At 71.4% G+C, this 25,062-nt stretch carries 15 protein-coding genes; all 15 read left to right on the forward strand.

The features are described 5' to 3' along the window. The first annotated feature begins 2 nt into the window (after positions 1-2). The 15 genes from ABTY62_RS12270 to ABTY62_RS12340 all read left to right on the forward strand — a co-directional run bounded on the left by ABTY62_RS12270 (position 3) and on the right by ABTY62_RS12340 (position 24,948). Entirely contained in the window at positions 3-2,051 is a 2,049-nt protein-coding gene (locus tag ABTY62_RS12270) for an ATP-binding protein (protein ID WP_352129337.1), read from the forward strand. Further along, positions 2,042-2,347, forward strand: a complete 306-nt coding sequence (locus ABTY62_RS12275; RefSeq protein WP_352129338.1) for a hypothetical protein — start codon at positions 2,042-2,044, stop codon at positions 2,345-2,347. Before ABTY62_RS12270 ends, ABTY62_RS12275 begins: the two co-directional genes overlap by 10 nt. Continuing rightward, on the forward strand, positions 2,344-8,889 hold the full coding sequence (locus tag ABTY62_RS12280) for an eCIS core domain-containing protein (RefSeq protein WP_352129339.1): 6,546 nt from the start codon (positions 2,344-2,346) through the stop codon (positions 8,887-8,889). The genes ABTY62_RS12275 and ABTY62_RS12280 overlap by 4 nt, the downstream gene beginning before the upstream one ends. Before the next feature lie 24 nt (positions 8,890-8,913). Then, positions 8,914-9,612: a hypothetical protein gene (locus ABTY62_RS12285; protein WP_352129340.1), complete on the forward strand. Its 699-nt coding sequence runs from the start codon at positions 8,914-8,916 to the stop codon at positions 9,610-9,612. Further along, positions 9,609-10,280: a hypothetical protein gene (locus ABTY62_RS12290; RefSeq protein ID WP_352129341.1), complete on the forward strand. Its 672-nt coding sequence runs from the start codon at positions 9,609-9,611 to the stop codon at positions 10,278-10,280. The genes ABTY62_RS12285 and ABTY62_RS12290 overlap by 4 nt, the downstream gene beginning before the upstream one ends. A gap of 20 nt (positions 10,281-10,300) precedes the next feature. Then, entirely contained in the window at positions 10,301-10,681 is a 381-nt protein-coding gene (locus tag ABTY62_RS12295; RefSeq protein ID WP_352129342.1) for a LysM peptidoglycan-binding domain-containing protein, read from the forward strand. Further along, positions 10,671-11,810: a hypothetical protein gene (locus tag ABTY62_RS12300; protein ID WP_352129343.1), complete on the forward strand. Its 1,140-nt coding sequence runs from the start codon at positions 10,671-10,673 to the stop codon at positions 11,808-11,810. The genes ABTY62_RS12295 and ABTY62_RS12300 overlap by 11 nt, the downstream gene beginning before the upstream one ends. 16 nt (positions 11,811-11,826) lie before the next feature. Further along, a complete protein-coding gene (locus tag ABTY62_RS12305; protein ID WP_311728434.1) occupies positions 11,827-12,360 on the forward strand; it encodes a phage baseplate assembly protein V in 534 nt (177 codons plus the stop codon). 27 nt (positions 12,361-12,387) lie between these two features. Beyond that, positions 12,388-12,735: a hypothetical protein gene (locus ABTY62_RS12310; RefSeq protein ID WP_352129344.1), complete on the forward strand. Its 348-nt coding sequence runs from the start codon at positions 12,388-12,390 to the stop codon at positions 12,733-12,735. After that, positions 12,732-13,115: a GPW/gp25 family protein gene (locus ABTY62_RS12315; RefSeq protein WP_352129345.1), complete on the forward strand. Its 384-nt coding sequence runs from the start codon at positions 12,732-12,734 to the stop codon at positions 13,113-13,115. Before ABTY62_RS12310 ends, ABTY62_RS12315 begins: the two co-directional genes overlap by 4 nt. Then, a complete protein-coding gene (locus ABTY62_RS12320) occupies positions 13,112-16,297 on the forward strand; it encodes a putative baseplate assembly protein (RefSeq protein ID WP_352129346.1) in 3,186 nt (1,061 codons plus the stop codon). Before ABTY62_RS12315 ends, ABTY62_RS12320 begins: the two co-directional genes overlap by 4 nt. After that, the gene (locus ABTY62_RS12325; protein WP_352129347.1) at positions 16,297-20,178 is read left to right on the forward strand and encodes a putative baseplate assembly protein; all 3,882 of its coding nucleotides are present in this window, start codon (positions 16,297-16,299) and stop codon (positions 20,176-20,178) included. Before ABTY62_RS12320 ends, ABTY62_RS12325 begins: the two co-directional genes overlap by 1 nt. Before the next feature lie 25 nt (positions 20,179-20,203). Then, entirely contained in the window at positions 20,204-22,378 is a 2,175-nt protein-coding gene (locus ABTY62_RS12330; RefSeq protein WP_352129348.1) for a hypothetical protein, read from the forward strand. 73 nt (positions 22,379-22,451) lie between these two features. Continuing rightward, positions 22,452-23,987 (forward strand): DUF6519 domain-containing protein, encoded by a 1,536-nt coding sequence (locus ABTY62_RS12335; RefSeq protein ID WP_352129349.1) that lies wholly within the window; start codon positions 22,452-22,454, stop codon positions 23,985-23,987. 79 nt (positions 23,988-24,066) lie between these two features. Further along, a complete protein-coding gene (locus ABTY62_RS12340) occupies positions 24,067-24,948 on the forward strand; it encodes a peptidoglycan-binding protein (RefSeq protein WP_311728426.1) in 882 nt (293 codons plus the stop codon). Positions 24,949-25,062 lie beyond the last annotated feature (114 nt).

Below are 25,062 nucleotides of genomic sequence, written 5' to 3' on the forward strand. Positions count from 1 at the left end.
GCATGAGCACCGACAACGGAACCGGACCGGCCACCGCCACGGCGGCGGACACGGCGGACGGCCCCGCGCTGGCCGCCGCCATCCAGGCAGTCCTGGCCCGCGTGGACGCCCACGCCCGCCGCGCCCGCGCGAAGGCCGCGACAAACGCAGAACCGGCCGAGGACGGCGCACAGGCCGGGGACACCACACCGGCCCCCGCGCCTCATGGAGAGCTGCCCACCGCAGCCCCCACCCCCACCCGCACCCCCGCCACCCCCGCCACCCTCGACGCCCTCGTCACCTGCTTCGGGCTCAGCGACTTCGAGCGCGAGATCGTCCTGCTGACCGCCGCCGCCGAGCTGGACCCGACCACCGCAGCCCGCTGCGCGGCCGCCAGCGGCGACCCGGCCCGTACGTACCCCACCTTCTCGCTCGCGCTCGCCGCGCTCGCCGACCCGCACTGGAGCGCCCTCACCCCCGTGGCTCCGCTGCGCCGCTGGCGGCTCGTCGAGCTGGCGGACGAGACCCTGCTGACCACCACCCGGCTGCGCCTCGACGAGCGGATCCTGCACTTCCTGGCCGGCTCGCCGTACCTGGACGCCCGCCTGCACGGCCTGCTGCGCCGCGCCCCCGTCCCGCAGGCCCTCCCCGCCTCGTACGACCTGGCGGCGGGCCGGGTGGCGGCGGGCTGGACCGAGTCCCGTCCGGAGGCCCCGCTGCGGGTCGAGCTCGTCGGCGGCGACGTGCCGTCCCGTACGGACATCGCGGCCGCCGCCGCCCGCCGCTCCGGGCTCGGCCTGTACGCCATGGCCGCGGAGGACCTGCCCACCGACCCGGCCGAGCGCGACCGCCTCGCCCGCCTGTGGCAGCGCGAGGCGATCCTGCTGCCGGCGGCCCTGCTCCTCGAGGTCGGCGAGCTGGACCGCGAACAGGCGGCGGCCGCCGACGCGTTCATCGCGGGCGCCGCCGTACCCCTCGTGGTCTCCAGCCCGGACCCGCGCCACACCGACCGGCCGCGCGGCGAGCGGGTCACCGTGCCCCGGCTCGACGACGAGGAGCAGCTCGGCCTGTGGTCCGACGCCTTCGCCGACGTCCCCGAGGTCGAGGAGGCCCACCTCCGCTCCCTGGTGGCGCAGTTCCAGCTGCCGCCGCACGTCATACGCTCCGCCGCCGCCACCGTACGCCGCGACTTCCCCGACGAGGACGAGTTGGACGCCACCGAGCTGGCCTGGCGGGCCGGGCTCACCGAGGCGCGGATCGGCCTCGACGAGCTGGGGCGCCGCATCGAGCCGGAGGCGGGCTGGGACGACCTGGTGCTGGCCGAGCGGCAGCGCCGCATCCTGCGCGAGATCGTCGCGCACGTACGCCAGCGAGGCACCGTCTACCAGGAGTGGGGCTTCGCCGAGACGCTGCGCCGGGGTCTGGGCGTCACCGCCCTCTTCGCGGGCGGCTCCGGCACGGGCAAGACGCTGGCCGCCGAGGTGATGGCCAAGGAACTGGCCCTCGATCTCTTCATCATCGATCTCTCGCAGGTGGTCAGCAAATACATCGGAGAGACCGAGAAGAACCTGCGCAAGGTCTTCGACGCCGCGGAACGCGGCGGCGCGCTGCTGCTCTTCGACGAGGCGGACGCGTTGTTCGGCAAGCGCAGCGAGGTGAAGGACAGCCATGACCGGTACGCCAACCTGGAGGTCAGCTATCTGCTGATGCGGATGGAGGCCTACCGGGGCCTGGCCGTCCTCACCACCAACATGAAGAAGGCCCTCGACCCGGCCTTCATGCGCCGCATCCGCTTCGTCGTCGACTTCCCCTTCCCCGGCGAGAGCGAACGCGCCGAGATCTGGCGCAAGGTGCTCCCGGCCCGGGCCCCGATGAAGGACATAGACGCCGAGCGGCTGGCCCAGCTGACCGTGTCGGGCGGCTCGATCCGCAACATCGCCCTGTCCGGCGCCTTCCTCGCGGCCGAGGAGGGCGACCGGCTCCAGATGCGCCACATGCTGGCGGCGGCGCGCACCGAATACCTGAAGCTGGAACGCTCGCTCACGCCCTCGGAGGTCCACGGATGGGTCTGAACGAGGGGTACGGGCAGCAGCCGCAGACCGTGCGCGTGGAGATCGGCGAGCTGGCGCTGTCCGGCTTCGACGCGCGGGTCGACCCGGACCGGGTCTCCGCGGCGTTCCAGGCCGAGCTGTCCCGGCTCGTACGGGAGCGCGGCGTGCCGCTCGCGGCGGACGGCGAACACCGCGCTCTGGACGTCCTGTCGGACCTGCCCGCGCTGCCCGCCACCACCTCCCCCACCCGCCTGGGCGAGGCGCTGGCCCGCGCCGTGCACGCGGGCCTGTCCGGAAGGGGGCGAGAGCGGCCATGAGCACCTCCCATGCCTCGACCCAGGACGACCGCTCGGCCCAGTCCGCGAAGCGCCGCAAGCGCAAGGAGCGCACGGCCAACTCCCGTACGCCCGAGCCCAAGGACATCGTCAGCGGCGCCGGACAGCCACTGGACCCGAGCGTCCGGCGGGAGCTGGAGGAACAGCTCGGCCACGACTTCAGCCGCGTCCGCCTGCACACCGACCGCGACGCGGGGCAGCTGACGGAGCTGCTGGGCGCCGACGCGGTGGCGGTCGGCCAGGACATCTTCTTCCGCGAGAACACCTTCCGGCCCGGTACGGCGGAGGGGCAGCGCCTCCTCGCCCACGAGCTCCTGCACACCGTCCAGAACCCCCACGGCCTCGGCGCGCTGCGCGCGGGCCGCGACGTGGGCGCGGTGTCCGTGCGGCAGGACGCGATCGAGCGCGAGGCGGAGGGGAACGCGGCCGCCCCGGACCGGGCCGCCGAGGTCGAGGAGGGCCGGGCCACGCCGGGCTGGCTGCGGTACACCACCGTGGACGCCGACCGGCACCGGATGGAGCAGATCGACCCGGCGACCCTCGTGGACCGGCTGGCCAACTCGGTCGTGCGCTCGCTGCGCGGCGACCCGGAGGACCGCTCGAAGCGCACCCGTATGCAACTGGCCCGGCTGTCGGACGAGTTGCAGGACGCCGTCCTCGACCGCCTGGAGACCAGGCTGCTCAGCTCCGAGCAGCAGCGGGTGCTCGACCTGGTGGACGAGATCGAGGCCGATGGGGATCCGGAGCGGGAGTCGCTGGACGCCCCGGTCGTCGAACCGGATCCGGTCGAGGAGCTGCTGTTCGAGCGCGATGCGGAGCGGCGGACGGCGGAGGAGGAACGCGCGGAGGAGCGGCGGCCCGCACCGGCACCGGGCCCGGAGACGGACCAGCCCGCCGAGGAGGGCGCCCCCGGCAGTACGCCGCAGAACGGCGGTGCCGCGGAGAAGGAGGGCCGCGGCGGGGGCCAGGAGCAGAAGTCGGGCGCGGGTGCGGGGCGAGAGGGCGGAGGCTCCGCGTCCGGCGGACAATCCGGCGGCCAGGCCCCAGCCGCACCGGCCGCGGCACCCCAGTCCCAGCAGCAGTCGGCCTCGTCCTCGTCCTCCGGCGGGAAGTCCGGGGGCGGGCAACAGGGCGGCGGCGAGAAGGGCAAGGAAGAACAGAAGCAGCAGGAACAACAGGATCAGCAGGGCGTACCGACCCCGAGCAAGGAGGAGTCGGCGGCCAAGAACCGCCCGGGCGCGGTCGATTCGCTCGTGGCGGGTCAGCAGCTGAAGCAGGAGGACAAGCGCGGGGCCGAAAGGCCTACGGGTTCGCCGACGACGTCCGGCAAGGACACCCAGCAGCCCGGCGCGTTCTCCACGCTCGACGGCATGCGCAATCAGGACATCGATGGCCCGGAGGAGAAGGCCGACGAGGACCCGTTCGGCTCGGCCAGCGAGTCGGAGGTGGATGTCGGGGGCGGGGAGCAGAGCGCCTGGGACGTCAAGCTCCAGCCGGAGGACTTCCTGCCGGCCCAGGACCTCGATGTGTCCGGCGTACCGACCGCGGACGGGCTGGACCCGTCCTCGTCCGCCACCCCGCCGGTCCCGTCCTTCCCCGCTCCCCCGGTCACCAAGGCCGACAAGGTGCAGGCCGAGCGGGACGCGGAGGACGTCGAGGACGAGGCGGCGGAGGCCGAGCCCGAGGAGGACGGCGCCGAAGCCGTTGCCGATACGGAGCCGTCGGCCAAGGAGGACGAGGGCGGTCCTGGGGGCGGGACGCTCGGCGTCCTCGCCTTGGAGCAGGCTGCCGAAACACGGCCGGGAGCGGGCGCGGCATCGCGGGATCCGAAGAGCGGCGCCGATCCGAAGGCCGGGCCCGTCGACGCCCAGGTGACGGTGCAGCAGGCGGCGGGCAAGTCCGAGGGGGGCGGCGAGGCCAAGGAACAGGCCGCGAAGGAGGAGAAGGGCACCCCCGCGGCGGGCGACAAGTCCGGCGGTGCGCCGGAGAAGGCGTCCCAGCAGGCGGCGGGCGGTCAGGCGGCGGCCCAGGAGCCCGCGGCCAAGGAGGAACAGAAGAAGACGGATGCGGCCCCGGCGGGCAAGAGCGAGCCGACGGCCGACGCGCAATCCCCTTCACCCGCACGGGACACCCAGGTCTCCGGCGGGTCCAACGCGGATACGCCAGGTGGGGCGAGCAGCGGGGCACAGAGCGAGCAGAGTCCCCCTGCGGAGCGTACGGAAGCCCCGGCCGAGGCCCCGGCAGCGGCTCCGGCGGCGAAGTCGGCACCCTCCGCCGCGGAACCCAAGAAGGCCGCCGAGCCCGAAACCCCTGCCTCGGCGTCGGCCACGAAGGGCGCGAAGCCCAAGTCGGCTCCCGCCGCCAAGGCACCGGGCGGTGGCGGCGGAGGCGGAGGGGGTGGAGGAGGTGGGGGCGGCGGTGGCAAGGCCTCCGCCCCGGCGAAGGGCAAGAAGAAGAGCGCAGGCCCGGCCCCGAACCTCTCCCAGGTGTCCCCGGAAGCGGGTCTGTCCACCGCCTCGAAGCTCAAGCCCCACGTGGCGCTCGAGGCCATGACCGGCGTGGGCGGCTCGGTGGACCGAACCGTAGGCGATGAACACAAGGCGCTCGCCGCCGCGCCGCCGTCGATGCAGCGCCCGGCGGGCGCTCCGCAGACCCTCCAGGGCAAGCCCAAGGCCGACGCGCCGGCCCAGTACTCGCAGGATCCGGCCCAGAAGTCCGAAGCACCCGAGCAGGAAGAGGCCGAGGTCACGGGCGCCAAGGAGCCCGAGGGCCAGATCGAGGCGGAGAAGGCCGAGGAGCCGGGCGGCTGGGACACCTTCAAGATGGCCCTGGGCTTCGGTGTCGGCAAACTTCTCAACGCGTTCGGCGTCGACAGCGTGGACCCGCAGGAACTGGCCGCCAAGTTCGCCGGGTTGCCGACCAAGGACGAGGCGCTCAAGCAGGCCCAGGCGGGCAACGCGCCGGGCGTGCAGATGCAGGGCGCCGCCGACCAGACGGCCGGCGAGCAGGGCTCCGCCGTCGACACCAAGGGCCAGGAGACCGTCAACACGGGCCGCGACGACGCCGCCCGCCCCATGGGCGAGGACCAGGTCTACCCCGACGCTCCCAAGGAGGAGATGGCGGCCAAGGTCCCCGGCCGGCAGGGCGGCGGGGGCGGCGGGCCCGGGGGTGGCGCGTCGACGGGAGCCGTACCGCCCGAGGCCGCCTCGGAGGTGGCGGAGCACGAGCGCGGGCCGCAGTTCCAGGCCGCGTTCTCCGACGGCCGGAAGAGCATGTCCGAGGGGCGGCAGACCAAGGACCGCGACTTCCGGAACGGTCAGCAGAAGCACAGGCAACAGGTCGACGCCGAGATCGACACCAACACGAAGAGCCAGGCGAGCGAGCGCGAGAAGGCGATGACGGAGGTCACCGCCAAGCGTGAGGACTGGCGCTCGGAGCAGGACAAGGAGCTCCAGTCCCTCGGCGACAAGAAGACCGACCGGCACGAGAAGATCCGCAAGGACGTCAAGGACAAGGAAGAGCAGACCGACAAGGACGTCGGTAAGGAGAAGGACGACAGCGACAAAAAGATCCAGGACAAGAGCGACCAGGCCGAACGGGATGCCGAGAAGAAGCGCGACGCCAGCGTCAACGACTCGGGCAACTGGGTCAGCAAGGCCTTCAACTGGATCAAAGACAAGGTCATCGAGATCAAGAACGCGATCGTCCGCGTTATCAGGGAGGCGCGCGACGCGGTCGTCAACTTCATCAAGAACTTCAAGGAGACGGTCGAGCGCTGGATCAACGATGCCCGCAAGGCCATCGTCGACGCGATCAAGAGCTTCATCGACGACCTGATCGAGTTCGCCAAGGCGATGGTGCGGGCCATCGTCGATCTCGCCAAGCGCATCCGGAACTTCATCACGGGGCTGATCAACGCCGCGATCGCCCTCGTCAACAAGCTCGCCAACATGCTCAAGCAGGTCATCACCGATCTGCTGAACGCCCTCGGCAAGCTGCTGAGCAGCATCCTCGACATCCTCAAGAAGGCCCTTCAGGCCGCGGTCGACGCGGTCGTCAGCGCGGTCAAGGCGGTCCTCGACTTCGCCTCCCAGCTGCTGAACGCGCTCGGCGCGTGGATGCTCATCGCCGTCGACTTCCTCATGGACCCGGGCGGCTGGCTGAGCGGAGCGAAGAACTCGGCGGTGGACGGCGCGAAGAACCACCTCTTCCGCGAGGTCTCGTCGGCCGTCAAGCAGTGGTTCCAGGAGAAGATCCAGGAGATCATCGGCGTCCCCAAGGCGATCCTGGACAAGCTGATCAACGGCGGCTACAGCCTCGACCAGATCGTCAAGGAGGCGTGGGACGCGGTCGTTCCCCAGCTTCCCCTGATCATCGGTGAACTCGTCATCACAAAGGTCGTCGCCAAACTGATTCCGGGTGCGGGGTGGGCGATGGCGGTCATCGACGCCATCCGCACGGCCTGGGGTGCGCTGAGCGCGATCCTGCGGGCGCTGGGGATGGTTCTGGACTGGCTGAAGGCCGTCCGCATGGGCGGGGCGGGGGTGCTCTTCGCGAAGGCGGTCGCGGCGGGTGTGGTCGCGCTGCTGGAGACCTTGTACCAGTGGCTGCTGAGCGGCATCGGCAAGTACGTCTCGAAGGTGGGCAAGCGGCTCAAGGGAGTCGCGGCGAGGCTCGGCAAGGGCAAGGGCGACAAGGGCGGGGCCGGCGGCGGGAAGGGAGCGGGCGCGGAGGGCTCGGACCAGCGGGGCGGCAAGCCCGGGAACCAGAAGACGCAGCAGCCGGACCCGAACGCACGGAACGCCCCCGCGCCCGCCCACCCGACGACCACCACCACGACCAAACCAAGGCCCGCCACAAAACCGGACCCCGCGAAGCCCGCGACGCAGCCATCAGGCAAGCCGACGAAGGCCGACGCCAAGACCCCAGCCCCCACGACCAAGGACAAGAACGGCAAGCCCAAGCCCGCCGACGACCGCCCAGACACCCGCCCAACCCCGGCCGCCAAACCCAAGCCAAATCCGGAGCCTCCCGCGAGACCCAAGTCCGAACCGGAGCCGAAGCCCAAGCCGAAGGAGGACACCACCCCGGGCAACAAGCCCAAGGACGACCGGGGCGATACCCGGGGCAAGCCGCAGGAAGACGGCAAAGACCCGAACAAGCCCAAGACAGACGGAAAGGACACGCCGGATAAGCCGAAGCCGAACAAGGAGCCGGACGACAAGAAGCCGAAGCCAGACAAGGACACACCAGACAAATCCAAGCCCCGCCCCGACAAGGACGGACCGGACCGGACCAAGTCCAGGCCGAATAAGAAGAGCCCGCACAAGCCCAAGCCCCGTCCCGAAAAGAGTGGCCCGGGAAGGCCCAAGTCCAAACCAGAAAAGGATGGGCGGAAGAAGGAAGAGGAGCAGTCCAAGGACGAGCGGCTGGGCGACGCTGTCAAGCGCATCCGCCGCATCCTGAGGAAGCGCCTTAAGCCCGGAATACCGCAGACGGCTCATCTGCAACTACTCGGCGCCCTTCGCCAGTACTACCGACTCACGAGCCTGTTCAAGGAAGGAAGTCCCAAGTTCAACATCAGGGCGACCCTTAACCCCGAAGAGGACGTACTCAACGGGTTCTCGGAGGAAATGAATGATTACCTGAACCAACACAGCCTGCCGGACCCTGAAATCATTCCTCAGCCGCGGATGGGCCGACGCCCTGGTCAGGAAACCGAGGCAACATTTGTGAACGCAAAATGGGCCGGCAGGAACGGACAGGCACCCAGCGGGCAGTACACCGAGGGCTGGACATACGTGGACGACCATGGCCTCAACAGCCCTGGAAAGCCTCAGTGGGACCGAATGCACCTCATCCCCAGGCAGCTTGGCGGGCCCGCCAAGACATCGAACTTTGTGCCAGCACTCAACTCGATCAATGGCCCCTTCTACGATAGCTTCGAGAAGTTTGCAGCCATGACATTCGGGTCAATAAATAAAAACCCGGAGAATGTGGGCTGGTATAAGGTCGAATTGACGCGCTGGGAAGGAGGTTCCCCGTACAAATATCCGGGGCGGATGATCGACCCGGAAAAATACGCTGCGGGAGACTATCCACCCGGGTTCCCCAAGACATTCACGGCATCATGGGGACTCTACGGCAGGAAGCCGGAAGCAAATGGAAGAAGCCGTTTGGACTGGGATAAGTTCGACCCGATCACCAGCGCCACTCTACCCATTCCCGCACCACCCATACCCGGCAGCAGGCCGGCTCCAGTCAACATAAACACCGCGAGCAAGAATGAACTCAATGCTGCCCTGCGGGAGACACCCAACTTCATTACAGCCGTCCAGGAAGTGAGGGACGCGGAATACGCCAAGGGACTCCCGAACCGCTCGCAACCCTTTATCGACATTGCAGATATGCGCAATAAACTAGATACATGGAAATCATCCAAGGGCATGCCCCTATACACGCTCGACGAGGCGATGAAACGGGTCGAAGAGCGCCACAGGGCAGGGCACTTTACATTCTCTTAGAACGGCAAGGCGCGGAGGAAATCAATGTCGTCGCTTACACGGAACGAGCAGCTACATCTGGACTCCATCAAAGAGATCGAAATGTGCCATCTTTTGGAATATCAGTGCAGCGGCACAGATCTGGAAAGGCCACTCTCCAGCATCTTTCCGGAAGAATACGATGAATCATGGGAGGGGGTGCGTTTCAGCGAGAACATGCTCGACTGTTATCTTCGGTTCTATGAGCTCGGCACCGCATGGAGAACCGTCAAGGATCTACCGGATGTCAGGGGCGAGTTCAACCTCATCAATTTTCACGACGCCCTCCAGGTCAGCGACCCCGGGACAGGGAGAGGGAAAACAGACTTTCATCGTGAATTCTTGTCGCAGCTATGCCCAATCGATCGAACACCCAAATCGGGTGCAGGAATTCAGACCTACATTCGCATGCAGGCGAACGTGGAGGAACTTGAACTCTGGTACAGCGACATCGCAGACATCGAGCAGCCGCCCCATCCACCAGGGTTCATTAAGCTTGAAATCGGCTACTGCGAATATCTCGAAACGCTGCTCCTTACCAAGGGGGCGTACGGCTGGCAGTATCTATTCGCAGACATCTCGCTGAGCAGGCAAGATTTCTCGGAGAACGCAAACAACCTCAAGAACATGCTCTTGATATTTCCAGAACTCTTTCCGGACCGCGACTACTCTTCCCTTCGCACCCGTCTCGAGGCCCGCCTGTGACCCGCTACGCAGACATACCCAAGCCCATCCGATCCGGCATCGTCATCGTCGACCCCGAGCGCGGCACGCCCCAGCGCATCATCGTGCTTCAGTTCAACCCCGACACCCTGGAACGCTCACTCTCCCCCCAATCCGCCGGAGACCAGGCAGACGGCGGCGGAGGCGGTAGCGGAGGCGGGGACAGGAACGAGGCCCTGCGGCTCAAGGGCCCCGCCCAGGAGACATGGAAGTTCACGGCCGAAATCGACGCGACCGATCAGTTCGACGTCGCGGCCCCCGACGGCATCCATCCCCAACTCGCCGTCCTCGAGATGCTCGTGCAGCCGACCACCGCCCAACTCCGCGCCGCCTCCAACCTCTCCAAGAAGGGCACCATCGAGATCAGCCCCATCGAAATGCCGCTGACCCTCTTCACCTGGGGCAGCAAACGCGTCATGCCCGTCCGCATCACCGAGCTCTCGATCAACGAATCGGCGTTCGACGTGAACCTCAACCCCATCCGCGCATCCCTCAGCATCGGGATGAAGGTGCTGACCGTCAGCGACCTCCCCGCCGGCCACCGAGGCGCCGAGCTCTACCTCGCGCATCTCGCGCAGAAGGAGCGCCTGGCCAAGGCCGCGCGCAGCGGAAGTCTCAGCTCACTGGGGCTCAACAGCGGTGACATCTGATCGGGGAGGGCACAGCAGACATGGCCGGCATTGAGCCTTACGAGAGCGCGCTGGACGAGATTCCGGGATCGCACCCCTATCCCCGGTCCAGCCGCTACCACGACGCCGAGATCGGCGTGCACATGCAACCGGACGGCACCCCCGTCCGCTACGCCAAGCGCAGGCTTCTCCCCCCACTCCCGGACCCCGGCGAGGACACCACTCACGAGGACACCGCTCCCCACACCGTCAGCAGCGGCGAACGCCCCGACCATCTGGGCCGGCGCTACTTCGGCGACCCCGCCCAGTGGTGGCGGATCGCGGACGCCAACCCGGTGCTCGACCCCCGGGAGCTGACCGCCGAGCCCGGTGAGGAGATCGACATCCCGGGCGGGTTCCCAGGAGGTGGTCATGGCCGATGAGCCCGTCGGGCAGGGGCCGATCCACCTCGAGATGCGCATGGGGCCCAAGCTCACCCGCCCCGTGCCGCCCGAGGTCACCGAGGCGCTGCTGTCCGCGCAGATCACCATGACCGCGGGCGAGCGCAGCGGCTTTCAGATGGCGTTCGATCTGACCAAAAAGGGCGCGATCATCGAGCGGTTGCTGCCCGAGGGGTTCTTCGACCCGCGCACGAGGGTGGTCGTCACGGCGTTCATCAAGGGAACGCCCGTCGTTCTCCTCGATGGGCTGATCGTGCGCCACGAGGTGGGTGCCAGCAATCAGCCGGGCCAGACGACCCTCACCGTCACCGGCGAGGACCTGACCCTCCTCATGGACCTCGAGGAGCGGACCGACCGCTACCCCAACCTCGCCCCCTACCAGCGCGTCACCCGCATTCTCGCCAAGTACACGGACTACGGAATCGACGCCCACGTCGTCAAGGAGCAGATCCTCCAGCCGCCTAATGAGCGATACCGCGTCGACTACCAGACCGGCACCGACCTCCAGTACGTCAACGACCTGGCCCGGGCCAACGGTTACACCTTCTATCTCGTCCCCGGGCCCACGGCCGGCCACTCCACCGCCTATTGGGGCCCGGAGAAAAGGCTCGGTGAGCGGCAGCACGCCCTCAACGTCAATATGGACGTCAACTCGACCGTCGATCAGCTGACTTTCGCCTACGACGGCACCGCCCGCGAGGAACCCCAGGCCCGGGTGCAGGATCCACGGACCCGTACGTCCACGCTCCTCGCGCAGCCCGATATCAGCCCCCTCCGCCCGCCCCTCGGCAAACGGGCCACCCCCGCCCTCAAGCGCAAGACGCTCTCCGGCACCGCCAAGAAGGACCGGCCACAGGCCGAGGCCGAAGCCCTGGCAAGGGCGGCCACCTCCGCCGACGCGATTTCCGGTTCCGGTTCGCTCGACGTCAATCGGCACGGGTATGTCCTCCAGCCGCGCGAGTTGGTGGGGGTCCGGGGCGCGGGGGTCACCTACGACGGCGACTACTACGTCAAATCGGTCACCCACAACATCCGGCCCGGCTCGTTCCAGCAGAACTTCACCATCTCGCGCGAAGGGCTGATCGCCCGGAGCGGCACCGTTCGTCCGTAAAGGATCAGGAGCGCCCATGGCGGCAACCCCCAACAACCGATTCCTCGGCAAGTTCCGGGGCCGGGTGCGGGACAACCAGGACCCGCTCGGAATAGGCCGGATCACCGTCGAGGTGCCCGATGTGCTCGGTGGTGAGGTGTCGACCTGGGCCATGCCCTGCTTTCCCTTCACGGGGGATCAGCAGCGGCCCGCCGGGCAGTACGTCGTGCCGTCCGTCGGGGCGGGGGTGTGGGTGGAGTTCGAGCAGGGGGATCCGAGCTTCCCGATCTGGACGGGGTGCTGGTTCGGGGCGAACGACCAGCTGCCGGAGGACGCGCGGAGCGATCCGGCGACGGCGCATCCCGTCGTGATCCAGACGCCGGGCAAGCACAAGATCGTGATGTCCGACGTCCCGGCCGACGGAATTCTGCTCCAGGCGCCCGGCGGGGCCTACGTGAAGATCGACGCGAGCGGGGTGCACATCAACAACGGCCAGGGAGCGTCGATTTCGCTGGTCGGAAATCAGGTCGACATCAACGAGGGCCGACTGACCGTGCCCAAGAAGCGTTAGTTCGAAGAACGGGGAGGGACAACAGACGTGTCCGGGAATTCCGGGAATCTCGTCAGCCACACGGAAACCGTGATCAGGTGCCCGCACGGCGGACGCGCGCGGCCGGCCTCCGTTCCGTCGTCCGGCGTGCGGCTCGACGGGCAGCCCGTGCCGACCGCCGATGACGTCTTCATGGTGACCGGCTGCCCGCACACCGTCGATGGTGTCCCGCTGCCGTGCACCACCGTCCGGTGGACTCCGGACCACGACTCGGTGCTGATCGACGGCGTGCCCGTACTGCTCGACACCTCCACGGCACAGTGCTTCAGCGCGGGGCTCGTGCCGCAGGGGGCGCCCGTCGTCGACGCCGCGCGGCAAGGAGTGAGGTGCGGATGAGGGCCCGGACGGTACGGACCGATATCGCGTTTCCCTTTCGTGTCGACCGGCGCGGGCGCACCGCGCATGCCGACTACGACGACCATGTGCGCGACCTGATCGAACAGCTGCTGTTCACGAGCCCCGGTGAGCGCGTGATGCGGCCCGACTTCGGGTGTGGGCTGCTGGATCTCGTCTTCACCCCCAACAGCCCGGAGCTGGCCTCCGCCGTGGAGCTGTCCGTGCAGGCCTCGCTCCAGCGCTGGCTCGGCGAGCTGATCGAGGTGGAGTCCCTGGACGTGGTGAGCGAGGAGAACGTGGTGCGGGTCCATCTGCGGTACGTGGTGCGCTCCACGGCCAGCCGCCGCGACGAGGTGTTCGAGGGGAGGGGGGCCTCATGAGCGCCACACGTCGGCATCTCATCCGAGCCGCCCACCTCAACGGGATCGACGCCGTCGAGGCCGGCGATGACGGGCTCACCCTCACCGTGACCTTTCTCGGCAAGGCCCCGCACGGCCTGTGCCCGGAGAACGTACGCGTCGACGGCGGCCGCCGGATCACCGGCATCGAGGTCGTCGAGATCTCCGTCGAGCGCGAGGAGGACCCCGAGCTCGACGACAAGCTGTACGTCACGGTCGACCGGGCCGGGGACACGTCCGTCTACCGGCTGTCCGTCGTCGAGACCGATCCGTACGGGCAGCCGGGCACCGAGCCCTTCCCGGGGTTCGACCAGCGGTACCACCAGGCCGAGTTCACCTTTCGGCCCGACTGTCCCACCCCCTTCGACTGCAAGGACGAAGGAGCGGACCGCCCGCCCACCTTCCGTCCCGCCCCGGTCATCGACTACACGGCCCGCGACTACGACACCCTCCGCCAGGTCGTCCTGGACCGGCTCCGCCTCACCACCCCCGACTGGGTCGAGCGCAACGCCGCCGACCTCGGCACCACCCTGGTCGATCTGCTGGCCTATACCGCCGACCAGATCAGCTACCACCAGGACGCGGTGGCCACCGAGGCGTACCTCGACACCGCCCGCCGCCGGGTGTCCGTACGCCGCCATGTCCGGCTCATCGACTACCCGATGCACGACGGCTGCAACGCCCGCGCGTTCGTCGCCGTCGAGACGGTCGAGCCGCTGACGCTGCGCCCCGGGGAGTTCCGCTTCGCCGCCGTCGACGTCCGTACGCTCGGCCCGCTGGACCGCCCCGATCTCGGCACCGTGCTCGACGACCGCGAGCTGGCCGTGCTGGACGAGCGCGGCTCGGTCCAGGTGTTCGAGCCGGTCGCGGCCGACAGGCCCGCCCGGCTGCTGCCCGCCCACAACACCATCCGCCTGTGGACCTGGGGCGGCGATGTCTGCTCGCTGCCCGTCGGCGCCACCTCCGCGACGCTGCGCGACGAGTGGGCGGACGAGAAGTGCGAGGCCCGGAGGCTGGACCTGAAACCCGGCGATCTGCTGCTGTTCGAGGAGGTGCTGGGGCCGCGTTCCGGGACGCCAGGCGACGCCGACCCGGCGCATCGGCAGGCGGTGCGCCTGGCCTCCGTCACCCCGGCCGTCGACCGGCTGGCCGGGCAGCCGGTCCTGGAGGTCACCTGGGCGCGGGAGGACGCGCTCGCCTTCCCTCTCTGCCTGTCAGGCACTGCGGGCACGCGAGGCGGCACGGACTGCGCGCCGATCGACGACGTGAGCGTGGCGCGGGGCAATGTGGTGCTCGTCGACCACGGCCGGTCGCTGACGTTCTGCTGCGGCACCCCGGAGACCTTCACCGTGCCGCCCGTCCCCGCCGTCCTCGGCTCCTGCTGCCCGCCCGCCTTCGGCTGCTTCGACAAGGACGCGGGGAACGCGCCCGCGCGCCTCATCGACTCGCTCCTCGACAAGACCGGGCACGGGCGGCTGCTGACCGGCGAGGACGTACGGGAGCTGTTCACCACCGTCGGCGAGGAGGCGACCGGCCGGGCCGGGATCGGCCTTGAGCCGGCCGGACAGCGGCGCGAGAAGGTGGTGCCCGGCACGGCGTACGCGCAGGCCGAGGCGCTACGGACGCTCCTCGCCCAGTCCGTCTACCCGGGCATCGCCACCCGTTTCCGCCCCGTGCTGCACCGCTCGCCCGTGGCCCAGGCCGTGCCCTTCCCCGACCCGCGCCATATCGCGGCCGGGCAGGCCGGGCACCTGGCCGCCGTCCCGGGCCGTGTCCGGAGCCGCCTCACCGGGCTGTGGCGCAGCGCCCGCGACCGCGACGGGCTCTCGGACGCGGAAGTCGCCGAGCTCACCGTCCTGTTCGGGCTGCGGGTGCTGGAGCGGATCGACCTGGCCCGCCAACCCGTCCGGGCGCTGCGCGAGCTGCTGCACCGCTCCGACCGGCTGCTCGACCCCAAGCTGCGGCGCCTCGACGTACTGACGGCGAGGGCGCGGGCGGGCACGGTCCTGGACGGGCGCATCGCCTGGGAGATCGCGCAGAGTTGGGGCCGCGTGTACGCGGCCGGGCTGCACCCGGAGGACCCGGTGCTGCACGGTCCGGCCGCCGGGCTCGTCCAGGATCCCCGGGCCGCGCTCCCGGCCGTACGCGTGGACGAGGACGGCGCGACCTGGACGCCGCGCCGGGATCTGCTGGGCTCCCGCCCCCGCGACCGGCACTTCGTCGGCGAGCTGGAGGACGACGGCCGGCTCGCGCTGCGCTTCGGCGACGGCAGGCACGGCGCCCGGCCGAAGCCCGGGGCGCACTTCGCGGTCCACTACCGGCTCGGCGGCGGAAAGGCGGGCAACGTGGGCGCCGAGGCGATCAACCATCTGGTGCTGTGCCGAGACGCGGACGCGGCCGACACCGGGCGGCCCATGCCCGTGGCCGGGGTGCGCAATCCGCTGCCCGCCGTCGGGGGCACCGAGCCCGAGCCGGTCGAGCAGGTGCGCCAGCTGGCCCCGCTGGACCTCAGGCGCACCCGGCACCGGGCCGTCACCGCCGAGGACTACGCGGCGCTCGCGTCCGGGCTGCCCGGGGTGCAGCGGGCGGCGGCGGAGATCCGCTGGACCGGCAGTGTGCAGGAGGCGCACATCGCCGTCGACGCGTACGGGACGGGGGCGCCCTCCTCCGCGCTGCTTGACTCGGTGGCGCACGCACTGGAGGGCTACCGCCGGATCGGGCACGACCTGGTGGTCGGCCCGGCCCGACCCGTGCCGCTGGACATCGCGGTCGAGGTGTGCGCGGCGCCCGGGCATCAGCACGGGCAGATCCTCGCCGAGCTGTACCGGGTGCTGGGCGGCCGCCGGCTGTCCGGCGGGCGGCTCGGCTTCTTCCACCCCGACGCGCTGACGTTCGGCGAGCCGGTGCGGCTGAGCCGCCTGGTGGCCGTGGCGGCGGCGGTGCCGGGGGTGCTGAGCCTCGAGGTGGTCCGGCTGCGGCGGCTGTGGCACGAGGGGCTCGAGGGGCCGAAGGAGCCCGACGACGGCACGTCGTACGAGACGTCGGGCGGCGAGGCGCTGGACGAAGGCGTGCTGCGGATCGGCCCCCTGGAGATCGCCCAATGCGACAACGACCCCGACCGGCCCGAGAACGGCCGCCTGGCCATCGAGTTGAAGGGGGCCTGATGAGCGACCACCCGAACACCTGCGGATGTGGCTGCGGCGGCCACGACGAGCGCCACGCGCCCGGCGCCCCGCACAACCCGCCCGGCCGGGCGGCCCTGGACTACCGGGTCGGCGAGTACGGCTCCTTCCTGGCCGCCATGCTCGACCGGCTCGCCTCGCCCGCCTACCCGGCGCTGCGCGGCCTGACCGTACGCACCCCGGACGACCCGTCGATCGGGCTGCTGGACGCCTGGGCGGTCCTGGGCGATCTGCTGACCTTCCACTCCGAGCGGATCGCCGACGAGGGCTATCTGCGCACCGCCGACGACTACCGCTCGCTCACCCTCCTGGGGCGGCTGGTCGGGCATGTGCCGCGGCCGGGCGTGGCGGCCGACACCCACCTCGCGTACACGCTGGACCGGGATCCGCGCGCCGAGGACGTGGTGGTGACGATTCCGCGCGGGGCCATCAGCCACAGCGTGCCCGCGGCCTCGGGCGAGGAGTCGCAGACCTTCGAGACCAGCGAGGACCTGACGGCCCGCTGGGCCTGGAACGAGCTGGCGGTGAGGCGCCGCCGCCCGGCCCTGCTCGGCCCCGACGACCTGCGGCGGCGGTCGCGGCTCCTGCTGGCCGGGACCTCGCTGGCGCTCGCCGTCGGCGACCGGCTGCTGTTCGTCTTCGGCGGGACGCCGGAGTCCGGGAGCGGCACGAGGCTGCTGCTGCCGGTGGCGGCAGTGAGCGTCGACCGGGAGGAGGACGTGACGGCGATCGGGCTGCCGCGGTCCGCCCCGCCGTCCCTCAAGGAGCTGGTGGACGAGGTACGCCGGTGGATCACCGACCCGGAGGCGGCCGAGGACCCGGACGACCGGGGGGACGCCGAGCCCACCCCCGACCACCCCGATCCGCGCCCGGTCAGCCGGCTGATCGAGGACTTCGACGCACAGGTGCTGGCGCCGCTGCGGGCCGACCTGGAGGGGATCACCACGCCGGGCCAGCTCGCCCGGCGGCTGGCCGAGCCGCACGACCGGCTGGCCGAGGCGCAGGTGCTGGCCGCCCCGTACGAGGAGGTCGCCGCCTGGTTCGAGCGGCTGGAGGCGGTGATCGGCGAACTGCGGGAGCGGGCCGGGGAGTCGGAGGCCGCGCGGTCCGACACGGTCCGGCCGCGGTCGCAGCTCGCCGCGGACCGGCCCCTTGGCACAGCGGCCGAGGCCGCCGCGCCGCACGGCTCCGCCGCCGTACGCGCGCTCGGCGCCGTACTGCCCGCCCTGCGCACCCGCGTCGTACGGCCTCCGTCCGGCGCCGGGTCCCGGGCGGCGCATGACCCGGAGCGGCTGTTCGCGCCGGGCTCGGACCTGGCCGCCGGGCTGCTGTCCGCGCTGGACCCGCGGGTGGCCGACGGGATGTACGCGGCGTGGCGCCGGGCCGCCCCGCCCAGAACCGCCCCAGCCGCTCCCGCCGCTCCCGCCGTCCCCGTGCTGCGCGAGCTGCTGGCGATGCGGGTGACGGCCGCGCCCTTCGGCGCGACGGCGCCGCTCAGGCCCGTCCAGGACGACCGGGGCCGGGTGATCCGGCAGGCCGACTGGCCGCTGACCGGCGGCGAGTTGACCAGCGTGCGGGTCGTGTTCGACCCGGCGGGCAAGGTGCCGGCGAAGGCGGAGTTCCAGCACATCGAGACCGGCACCTCGTGGCAGGTCAGCGAGAATCTGCCCAGGGACACGGAGTTCGACCTGGGCCCCGGCAAGGTCCGGCTGTCCACGCGCGTCGGCCAGGACCACGACCTGGGCTGGCTCAGGAGCCGCCCCGCCGACTCCCAGGAGCCCGGGGTCACGGCGGTGCTGCTGCCGGGCCTGCCGGCGCTCACGCTGTTCGTCTCCCGGCCCGCCGAGGACGGCCGGGTGCAGGTCGTCGTGGCCAACGGCGATCCGCAGCAGTGGACGCTGACGCGCGGCCAGGCTCCGGTCCACATCACCTACGGCCGGTACGAGCTGACCGTCCGGTACACCCCGGGCAGCGAGCCGCCGGCCGTCGAGATCGGCATCGCGACCGTGCCGGAGCCCGCCAACCGCTATGTCCTGCCGCTGGACTCGGTGCAGAGCTCCATCGCGGTCGGCAGCTGGGTGGCCATCGAGCGCCCGCGCAAGGGCTCCACGGAGCCGGACGGCATCCCGGGCGACAAGAAGCTCGCGTTCGTCACCACGCGCGTGACGGCCGTGCGCACCGCCGCGTACACCAACTACGGCATCACCGGGCGCGGCACCGAGCTGACGCTCGCCGACCCCTGGCTCGACGAGCACGACGTCGTGCTCTCCGCGATCCGCGACACCACCGTGCACGCGGGCGGCGAGGCGCTGCGCCCGGCGGACGAGCCGCTGGGCGAGGACGTGCACGGCGACGAGATCGAGCTGGCCGAGCTGTACGACGGGCTGCGGCCCGGCCGCCGGATCGTCGTCTCCGGCGAGCGCACCGACATCCCGGGGCCGACCCCCGGATCAACGGGGGTGCGCGGCACGGAGCTGGCGGTGATCGCCGCCGTCGACCAGCGCGTCGACCCCGAACTGCCCGGCGACCATGTGCACACCACCCTCACCCTCACCGCCGGCCTGGCCTACCGCTACCGCCGCGACACGGTCCGCGTCCAGGGCAATGTGGTGCCCGCCACGCACGGCGAGAGCCGCGACGAGGCGATCGGCAGCGGCGACCCCGCCCTCGCCAACCAGACGTTCGCGCTGTGGCAGTCCCCGCTGACCTGGCTCCCGGCCAACAACCCGCTGGGGGCCGTCCCCGCGCTGGACGTACGCGTCGACGGGCTGCTCTGGCACCGGGTGGACAGCCTGGCCGGGCGCGGCCCGCGCGAGCGGGTGTACGTCACGGGGACCGCCGCGGACGGGCGGACGACAGTGACCTTCGGCGACGGGGTGCACGGCGCGCGGCTGTCCAGCGGCCACGAGAACGTACGGGCCCGCTACCGCTTCGGCACCGGCCGGGCCGCCAACGTGGCGGCGGACCGCGTCACCCAGGCCCTGACCCGGCCGCTTGGGGTCACCGCCGTCACCAACCCGCAGCCCGCCACCGGCGGCGCGGACGGCGACGGCCCGGGGCTGACCCGCCGCACCGTCCCGCTCGCGGTGTCCGCGCTCGACCGGCTGGTGTCCCTCCAGGACTACGAGGACTTCGCCCGCTCGCGCGCGGGCATCGGCCGGGCCACCGCCCGCGAGCTGTTCGACGGGCGGCGCAAGGTGCTGCATGTGACGGTCGCCGGGGTGGACGACGTACCGATCGGCGAGGACTCGCGGGTGCTGCGCGCGCTGCGCTCCTCGCTGGCCGCCTACGGGGACACCCGGCTGCCGGTGCGCGTGGACGTGCGCGAGCTGGTGCTGCTTCTGCTGGTGGCGCGGGTGAAGGTGGCGCCGGACCACTCCTGGGAGCTCGTCGAGCCCCGGCTGCGCGCGGCACTCCTGCGCAACCTGGGCTATCTGGGGCGGGAGTTGGGGCAGCCTGCGCTGCTGTCCGAGGTGCTGGCCACCGCCCACGCGGTGCCGGGCGTCGACTATGTGGACGTGGACGCCTTCACCGGTGTCCCGGCCTCCAGCACCCCGCGAGAGCTGGCCGAGCTGGCCGCCCGGCTCACCGAGCCGAGCGCCGCGGTCCCCGCCCGGTGTGCCGAGTACACCGAGGAGACGTACCGCGTGAGCGCGGCGGACGGCGAGACACTCACCGGCGTCGCCGGGCGCCACGGCATCCCGCTCGCCGAACTGCTGCGCCTCAACCCCGACATCACCGACACCCGCCGGCTGCCCCGCGGCCGCTCGGTGTCCGTCTTCCGCGGCATCCGCCCGGCCCAGCTCGCGCTGTTCTCGCCGGAGGTCCCGGACACGCTGATTCTCACGGAGGTCACGTCATGAGCGAGGTCATGAGCGAGGTCACGTCATGAGCAGGGAGCCGGACGGGCTCGCGGAGCTGCTCCCGCAGTGGCATCGCCTCAGGGACGCGGAGGCGGGCGAACCCCTGCGCGCCCTGCTCGCCGTGATCGCCGAACAGGTCGATCTGGTACGCGACGGGGTCGAGCGCCAATACGACGACTGGTTCGTGGAGACCGCCACCGCGTGGGTGCTGCCCTACCTGGGCGACCTGGTGGGCTACCGCCCGCTGCCCGGCTATGAGCGGGTCCTGGCCACCGGGCTGCGGGACGGCGGGCCCACGCACGCCTCCCGGCTGAGGCTGGCCGAGGCGCTCGCGCCGCGCCGGGACGTGGCGGCCACCGTCGCGAACCGGCGGCGCAAGGGCACGCTCGCGCTGCTGGAGGAGCTGTCCGTATCGGTGGCCGGATGGCCCGCGCGGGCCGTGGAGCTGTCCCGGCTCACCGCACACCACCAGCCGGTCAAGCTGTACGGCGGAACGGGTGGCGCGGCGGCGGACACCCGCCGCCTGGAGCGCGGCCGGCTCGCCGATCTGCGGGACGGGTCGGCGCTGGACCTCGCGGGCGGGCCGTTCGGGACGGTGGCGCGGTCGGTGGATGTCCGGCGCGCGGGCTCCCGGCGCGGGCAGGGCGGCTACACCCCGGCCGGGGTGGGGCTGTTCGTGTGGCGGCTGAAGCCGTACCACGTCACCAACGCGCCCGCGTACTGCATCGACCGGGCCCGCGACCTCTACACCTTCTCTATCCTCGGCAACGACACCCCGCTCGTCACCCGCCCCGAACCCGAGCCGTCCGCCTCTCACATCGCGGCCATCGACAACGTGCCCGCGTACATCCGCCGCAGGCAGCTCGCGGACCGGCTCGCCGACTACTACGGGCCGGGCAAGAGCTTCACGATCTGGCGGGACGGCCAGGACGAGCCGGTGCCGCTCTCGGACATCGTGGTGGCCGATCTGACGGACTGGCGCTACCGGGCCAAGCGCGGCCAGGTGGTGGTCGACCCGGAGCTGGGACGCATCGCGTTCGGCTCGCGCTCGGCGCCGCGCCACGGGGTCTGGGTCACGTACCACCACGCGTATCCGGACGACATGGGCGGTGGCGAGTACGAGCGGGACGACCGCGAGACCTCCCCCGCCGCCGAGGTCTACCGGGTCGGCCCGGGGTGTGCGCACCAGCGGATCATGGACGCGTACCGGCAGTGGCAGCACGACCGGCGGGGCGGGCGGTGCGGCCCCGAGGGCGTCATCGAGATCACGCACAGCGGCGCCTACCAGGAGCAGCTGGACTTCGACCTGGACCCGGGCGACCGCCTCGAACTGCGCGCCGCCGAGGGGACACGGCCGGTGATCCGGCTGCTGGACTGGTACAGCAACCGCCCCGACGCGCTCAACATCCGGGCGCGGGAAGACCATGACGGCGGCGGCGAGGCGCCGCGCATCGTGTTGGACGGGCTGCTGATCGCGGGGCGCGGCCTCAATGTCACCGGGCCGGTGGGCGCCGTGGTGCTGCGCCACTGCACGCTCGTCCCCGGCTGGTCCCTGGAGCCGGAGTGCGAGCCGCGCTCGCCCGACGAGCCCAGCCTGGTGCTGGAGCGCACCACCGCGTGTGTGCAGATCGAGCGCAGTGTCCTGGGCACCATCGAGGTCATCGGCGAGGAGGTGCACACCGACCCGCTGGCGATCCACATCCGCGACAGCATCCTGGACGCCACCGGCCACGACCGCCCGGCCCTGTCCGCCCCGGACTGCCGCCACGCGCACGCCGTGCTGTACGCCCACCGCACGACCGTCATCGGCGAGGTGCACACGCACGCGGTCGAGATCGGCGAGAACAGCGTGTTCACGGGGCGGATGCACGTGGCCAGGCGCGGTGTCGGATGTCTGCGGTTCAGCTATGTGCCGCCGGGCTCGCGCACCCCGCGCCGCCACCGCTGCCAGCCGGACCTGGTGGGGGCCGGGGAGGCGTGGCGGGTGCGGCCGCGGTTCAGCGGCGAGCGGTACGGCACCCCGGTGTACGGCCAGTTGGCCGCCGGGTGTGCGGAGGAGATCCGCCGGGGCGCCGAGGACGGGGCCGAGATGGGCGCCTTCCACGACCTGTACCAGCCCCAGCGCGAGGACAGCCTGCGGGCGCGGCTCGCGGAGTACACCCCGGCGGGCACGGACGCGGGAGTCATCGCCGTGACATGACCACGAGCCCCTGACGCACGCACCCACAGTCGCCGCCCAGACTTCCGAAAAACCTCCGAGGGGGACCTCTTCCATGCACGCCGATCTCTCGCGTCTCACCTTTCGGCCCGACCGCCACTACTCGGCGGTGGTCGCCCAGCAGGGCCGCGTACAGCTGGACGCCGACGCCAACGAGCAGGCCGCGATCCAGCTCCACCAGGCCCGTACGATCGCCGCCGACCTGATCGGGCAGCACGGCGGCCCGGTCGGGGACACCGGCTTCCACATCAAGTTCAAGGCCGGCAGCCGCGAGCTGGACGACCTGCTCATCGGCGGCGGCCGCTACTACGTCGACGGCATCCTGTGCGACGCGACCCGGCCGCTGCCCGGGGTGGCCGTCCAGGACGAAGAACCCGCGGCGGGTGAGGCGGACGACGAGCCGGTCGCGCCGCCCGCCACCTGGTCGTACTGGGACCAGCCCGACGCCTACCGGGACCCGGAGCGGCCGGGCGACCGGCTGCCGGACCGCCCGTTCCTGGCCTGTCTGAAGGTGTGGGAGCGGTCGGTCACCGCGGCCGAGGACCCGGCGCTGCGCGAGGTGGCCCTCGGCTCGGCGATGCCGGACACGGCGGCGCGGGTCAAGGTGGTGTGGCAGGTGCTGCCGCTGGCGGGCTCGGCCCTGGAGCTGGAAGACCTGGAGAACGGGGCCGGCGCGACCAAGGACCAGGTCCGCAAGGCGTTCGGGGACTGGGTGGCGAAGTCCGGGGCGGCCACGTCCCGGCTGGCGGCGCGCAGCGAGCGGCCGGAACACGCGGACGAGGACCCGTGTCTGATCCGGCCGGACGCCCGCTACCGGGGGCCGGAGAACCAGCTGTACCGGGTGGAGATCCACGAGGGCGGCACGGCGAAGGAGGCGACCTTCAAGTGGTCGCGGGAGAACGGCTCGGTGGTCTTCCCGGTCGATGAACTCGACGGCACGTGGGTCGAGTTGGCCACCCTCGGCAGTGACGACAAGCTGGATCTGAACGTCGGGGACCGGGTCGAGTTCGTGGACACGGCGTACACCAGCCGTGGCGAGCCGCTGCCGCTGCTGCGGGTGGAGGAGGTCGACCTGCCGGGGCGGCGGGTGCGGCTGTCCGGCGAGCCGGAGCCGGGCGTCGGGCGCCGCCCGGAGCTGCGGCCGTTCCTGCGCCGCTGGGACCACCGCGAGGGTTCGCGGCGGGCGCGCAAGGGGACGGCGGGGCGGCTCAGGCACGGCGCGGTCCGGGTCGAGGAGGGCCGCTGGCTGCCGCTGGAGGACGGCGTCGAGGTGTACTTCGCGCCCGACGCCACCTACCGCTCCGGCGACCACTGGCTGATCCCGGCCCGTACGGCCACGGGCGCCGTCGAGTGGCCGGTGAACGCGGCCCGCAAGCCGCTGCTCCAGGCCCCGGCCGGGATCCGGGTGCACTACGCGCCGCTCGCGTGGGTGGCGGCCGAGGAGGCGGAGGTGGATCTGCGGATGGCGTTCGGTCCGCTGGCCGCGCCGGTCCCGGCGGCGGACGCGGCGGCGCTCGCGGCGGAGGCGGAAGCGGAGGCCGAAGCGGAGGCCGAGGCCAAGGCCCGGGCGGAGGAGGAACCGCAGGAGTAGGCCGGGCGCGGGGTGGATTGAGCCCCGGGCCGACGAGATCCGTACCCACACCACGTACCCGCTTCGAAGGAGCACCACGATGGCCACTCCCCTGACCGCCGACCGCCTGCTGAAGGCGCTGCGCGACGAGGGACTGGAAGTCCACGAAGTCCGCAGCTGGCGCACCCACAACCGCAACTCCAAGGGCCCGTGGGGCCCGGTGAACGGCGTGATGATCCACCACACCGTCACCAAGGGCACGGCCTCCTCAGTGGCACTGTGCTACGACGGCCACTCGGCCCTGCCGGGGCCGCTGTGCCACGGCGTCATCGACAAGTCGGGCGCGGTCCACCTGGTCGGCAACGGCCGCGCCAACCACGCGGGCCTCGGCGACCGCGACGTGCTCAACGCCGTCATCGACGAGAGAGCGCTGCCCCGCGACAACGAGGCCGACACCGATGGCAACCGCCACTTCTACGGCTTCGAGTGCATCAACCTCGGCGATGGCGACGACCCCTGGCCGGAGGCGCAGAAGCTGGCCATCGAGAAGGTGTCCGCGGCCATCTGCCGGGCCCACGGCTGGACCCAGCGCTCGGTGATCGGCCATCTGGAGTGGCAGCCGGGCAAGGTGGACCCGCGCGGCTTCTCGATGGACACCATGCGCTCCCGCATCGCCAAACGCCTGGGCGCCAAGCCGGACGGCCCCGCCCCGCAGCAGCCCAAGCCGCCCGCGACGTACGAGCCGTTCCCCGGCTCGGCGTTCTTCCAGAACGGCCGCGAGAGCAGGATCATCACGGCGATGGGCAAGCGCCTGGTCGCCGAGGGCTGCGGGCGCTACGAGGAGGGGCCGGGTCCGGAGTGGACCGAGGCGGACCGCAAGTCGTACGCGGCGTGGCAGCGCAAGCTGGGGTACTCCGGGGACGACGCGGACGGCATCCCGGGCCGCAAGAGCTGGGACAAGCTGAAGGTCCCGAACGTGTAGCCGCCATGTGTGGTGAGTATGCACGGGTAAGTTTGCCTTGCCTCAGCCCCCTACGTCAGTAGGGGCCTGGTCTCTCCACAAGCCCGCCATACTTGCCCGGCCGCCGCGTTCGCC

Origin of the sequence: Streptomyces sp. NPDC097640, from assembly GCF_040302705.1 — a bacterium.
Taxonomy (GTDB): Bacteria; Actinomycetota; Actinomycetes; order Streptomycetales; family Streptomycetaceae; genus Streptomyces.

Bases quoted from the DNA above. Each gene is read 5' to 3' on its own strand.
- ABTY62_RS12270 (WP_352129337.1), top strand. From the start codon at position 3: ATGAGCACCGACAACGGAACCGGACCGGCCACCGCCACGGCGGCGGAC.
- ABTY62_RS12275 (WP_352129338.1), top strand. From the start codon at position 2,042: ATGGGTCTGAACGAGGGGTACGGGCAGCAGCCGCAGACCGTGCGCGTG.
- ABTY62_RS12280 (WP_352129339.1), top strand. From the start codon at position 2,344: ATGAGCACCTCCCATGCCTCGACCCAGGACGACCGCTCGGCCCAGTCC.
- ABTY62_RS12285 (WP_352129340.1), top strand. From the start codon at position 8,914: ATGTCGTCGCTTACACGGAACGAGCAGCTACATCTGGACTCCATCAAA.
- ABTY62_RS12295 (WP_352129342.1), top strand. From the start codon at position 10,301: ATGGCCGGCATTGAGCCTTACGAGAGCGCGCTGGACGAGATTCCGGGA.
- ABTY62_RS12300 (WP_352129343.1), top strand. From the start codon at position 10,671: ATGGCCGATGAGCCCGTCGGGCAGGGGCCGATCCACCTCGAGATGCGC.
- ABTY62_RS12305 (WP_311728434.1), top strand. From the start codon at position 11,827: ATGGCGGCAACCCCCAACAACCGATTCCTCGGCAAGTTCCGGGGCCGG.
- ABTY62_RS12315 (WP_352129345.1), top strand. From the start codon at position 12,732: ATGAGGGCCCGGACGGTACGGACCGATATCGCGTTTCCCTTTCGTGTC.
- ABTY62_RS12320 (WP_352129346.1), top strand. From the start codon at position 13,112: ATGAGCGCCACACGTCGGCATCTCATCCGAGCCGCCCACCTCAACGGG.
- ABTY62_RS12325 (WP_352129347.1), top strand. From the start codon at position 16,297: ATGAGCGACCACCCGAACACCTGCGGATGTGGCTGCGGCGGCCACGAC.
- ABTY62_RS12330 (WP_352129348.1), top strand. From the start codon at position 20,204: ATGAGCAGGGAGCCGGACGGGCTCGCGGAGCTGCTCCCGCAGTGGCAT.
- ABTY62_RS12335 (WP_352129349.1), top strand. From the start codon at position 22,452: ATGCACGCCGATCTCTCGCGTCTCACCTTTCGGCCCGACCGCCACTAC.
- ABTY62_RS12340 (WP_311728426.1), top strand. From the start codon at position 24,067: ATGGCCACTCCCCTGACCGCCGACCGCCTGCTGAAGGCGCTGCGCGAC.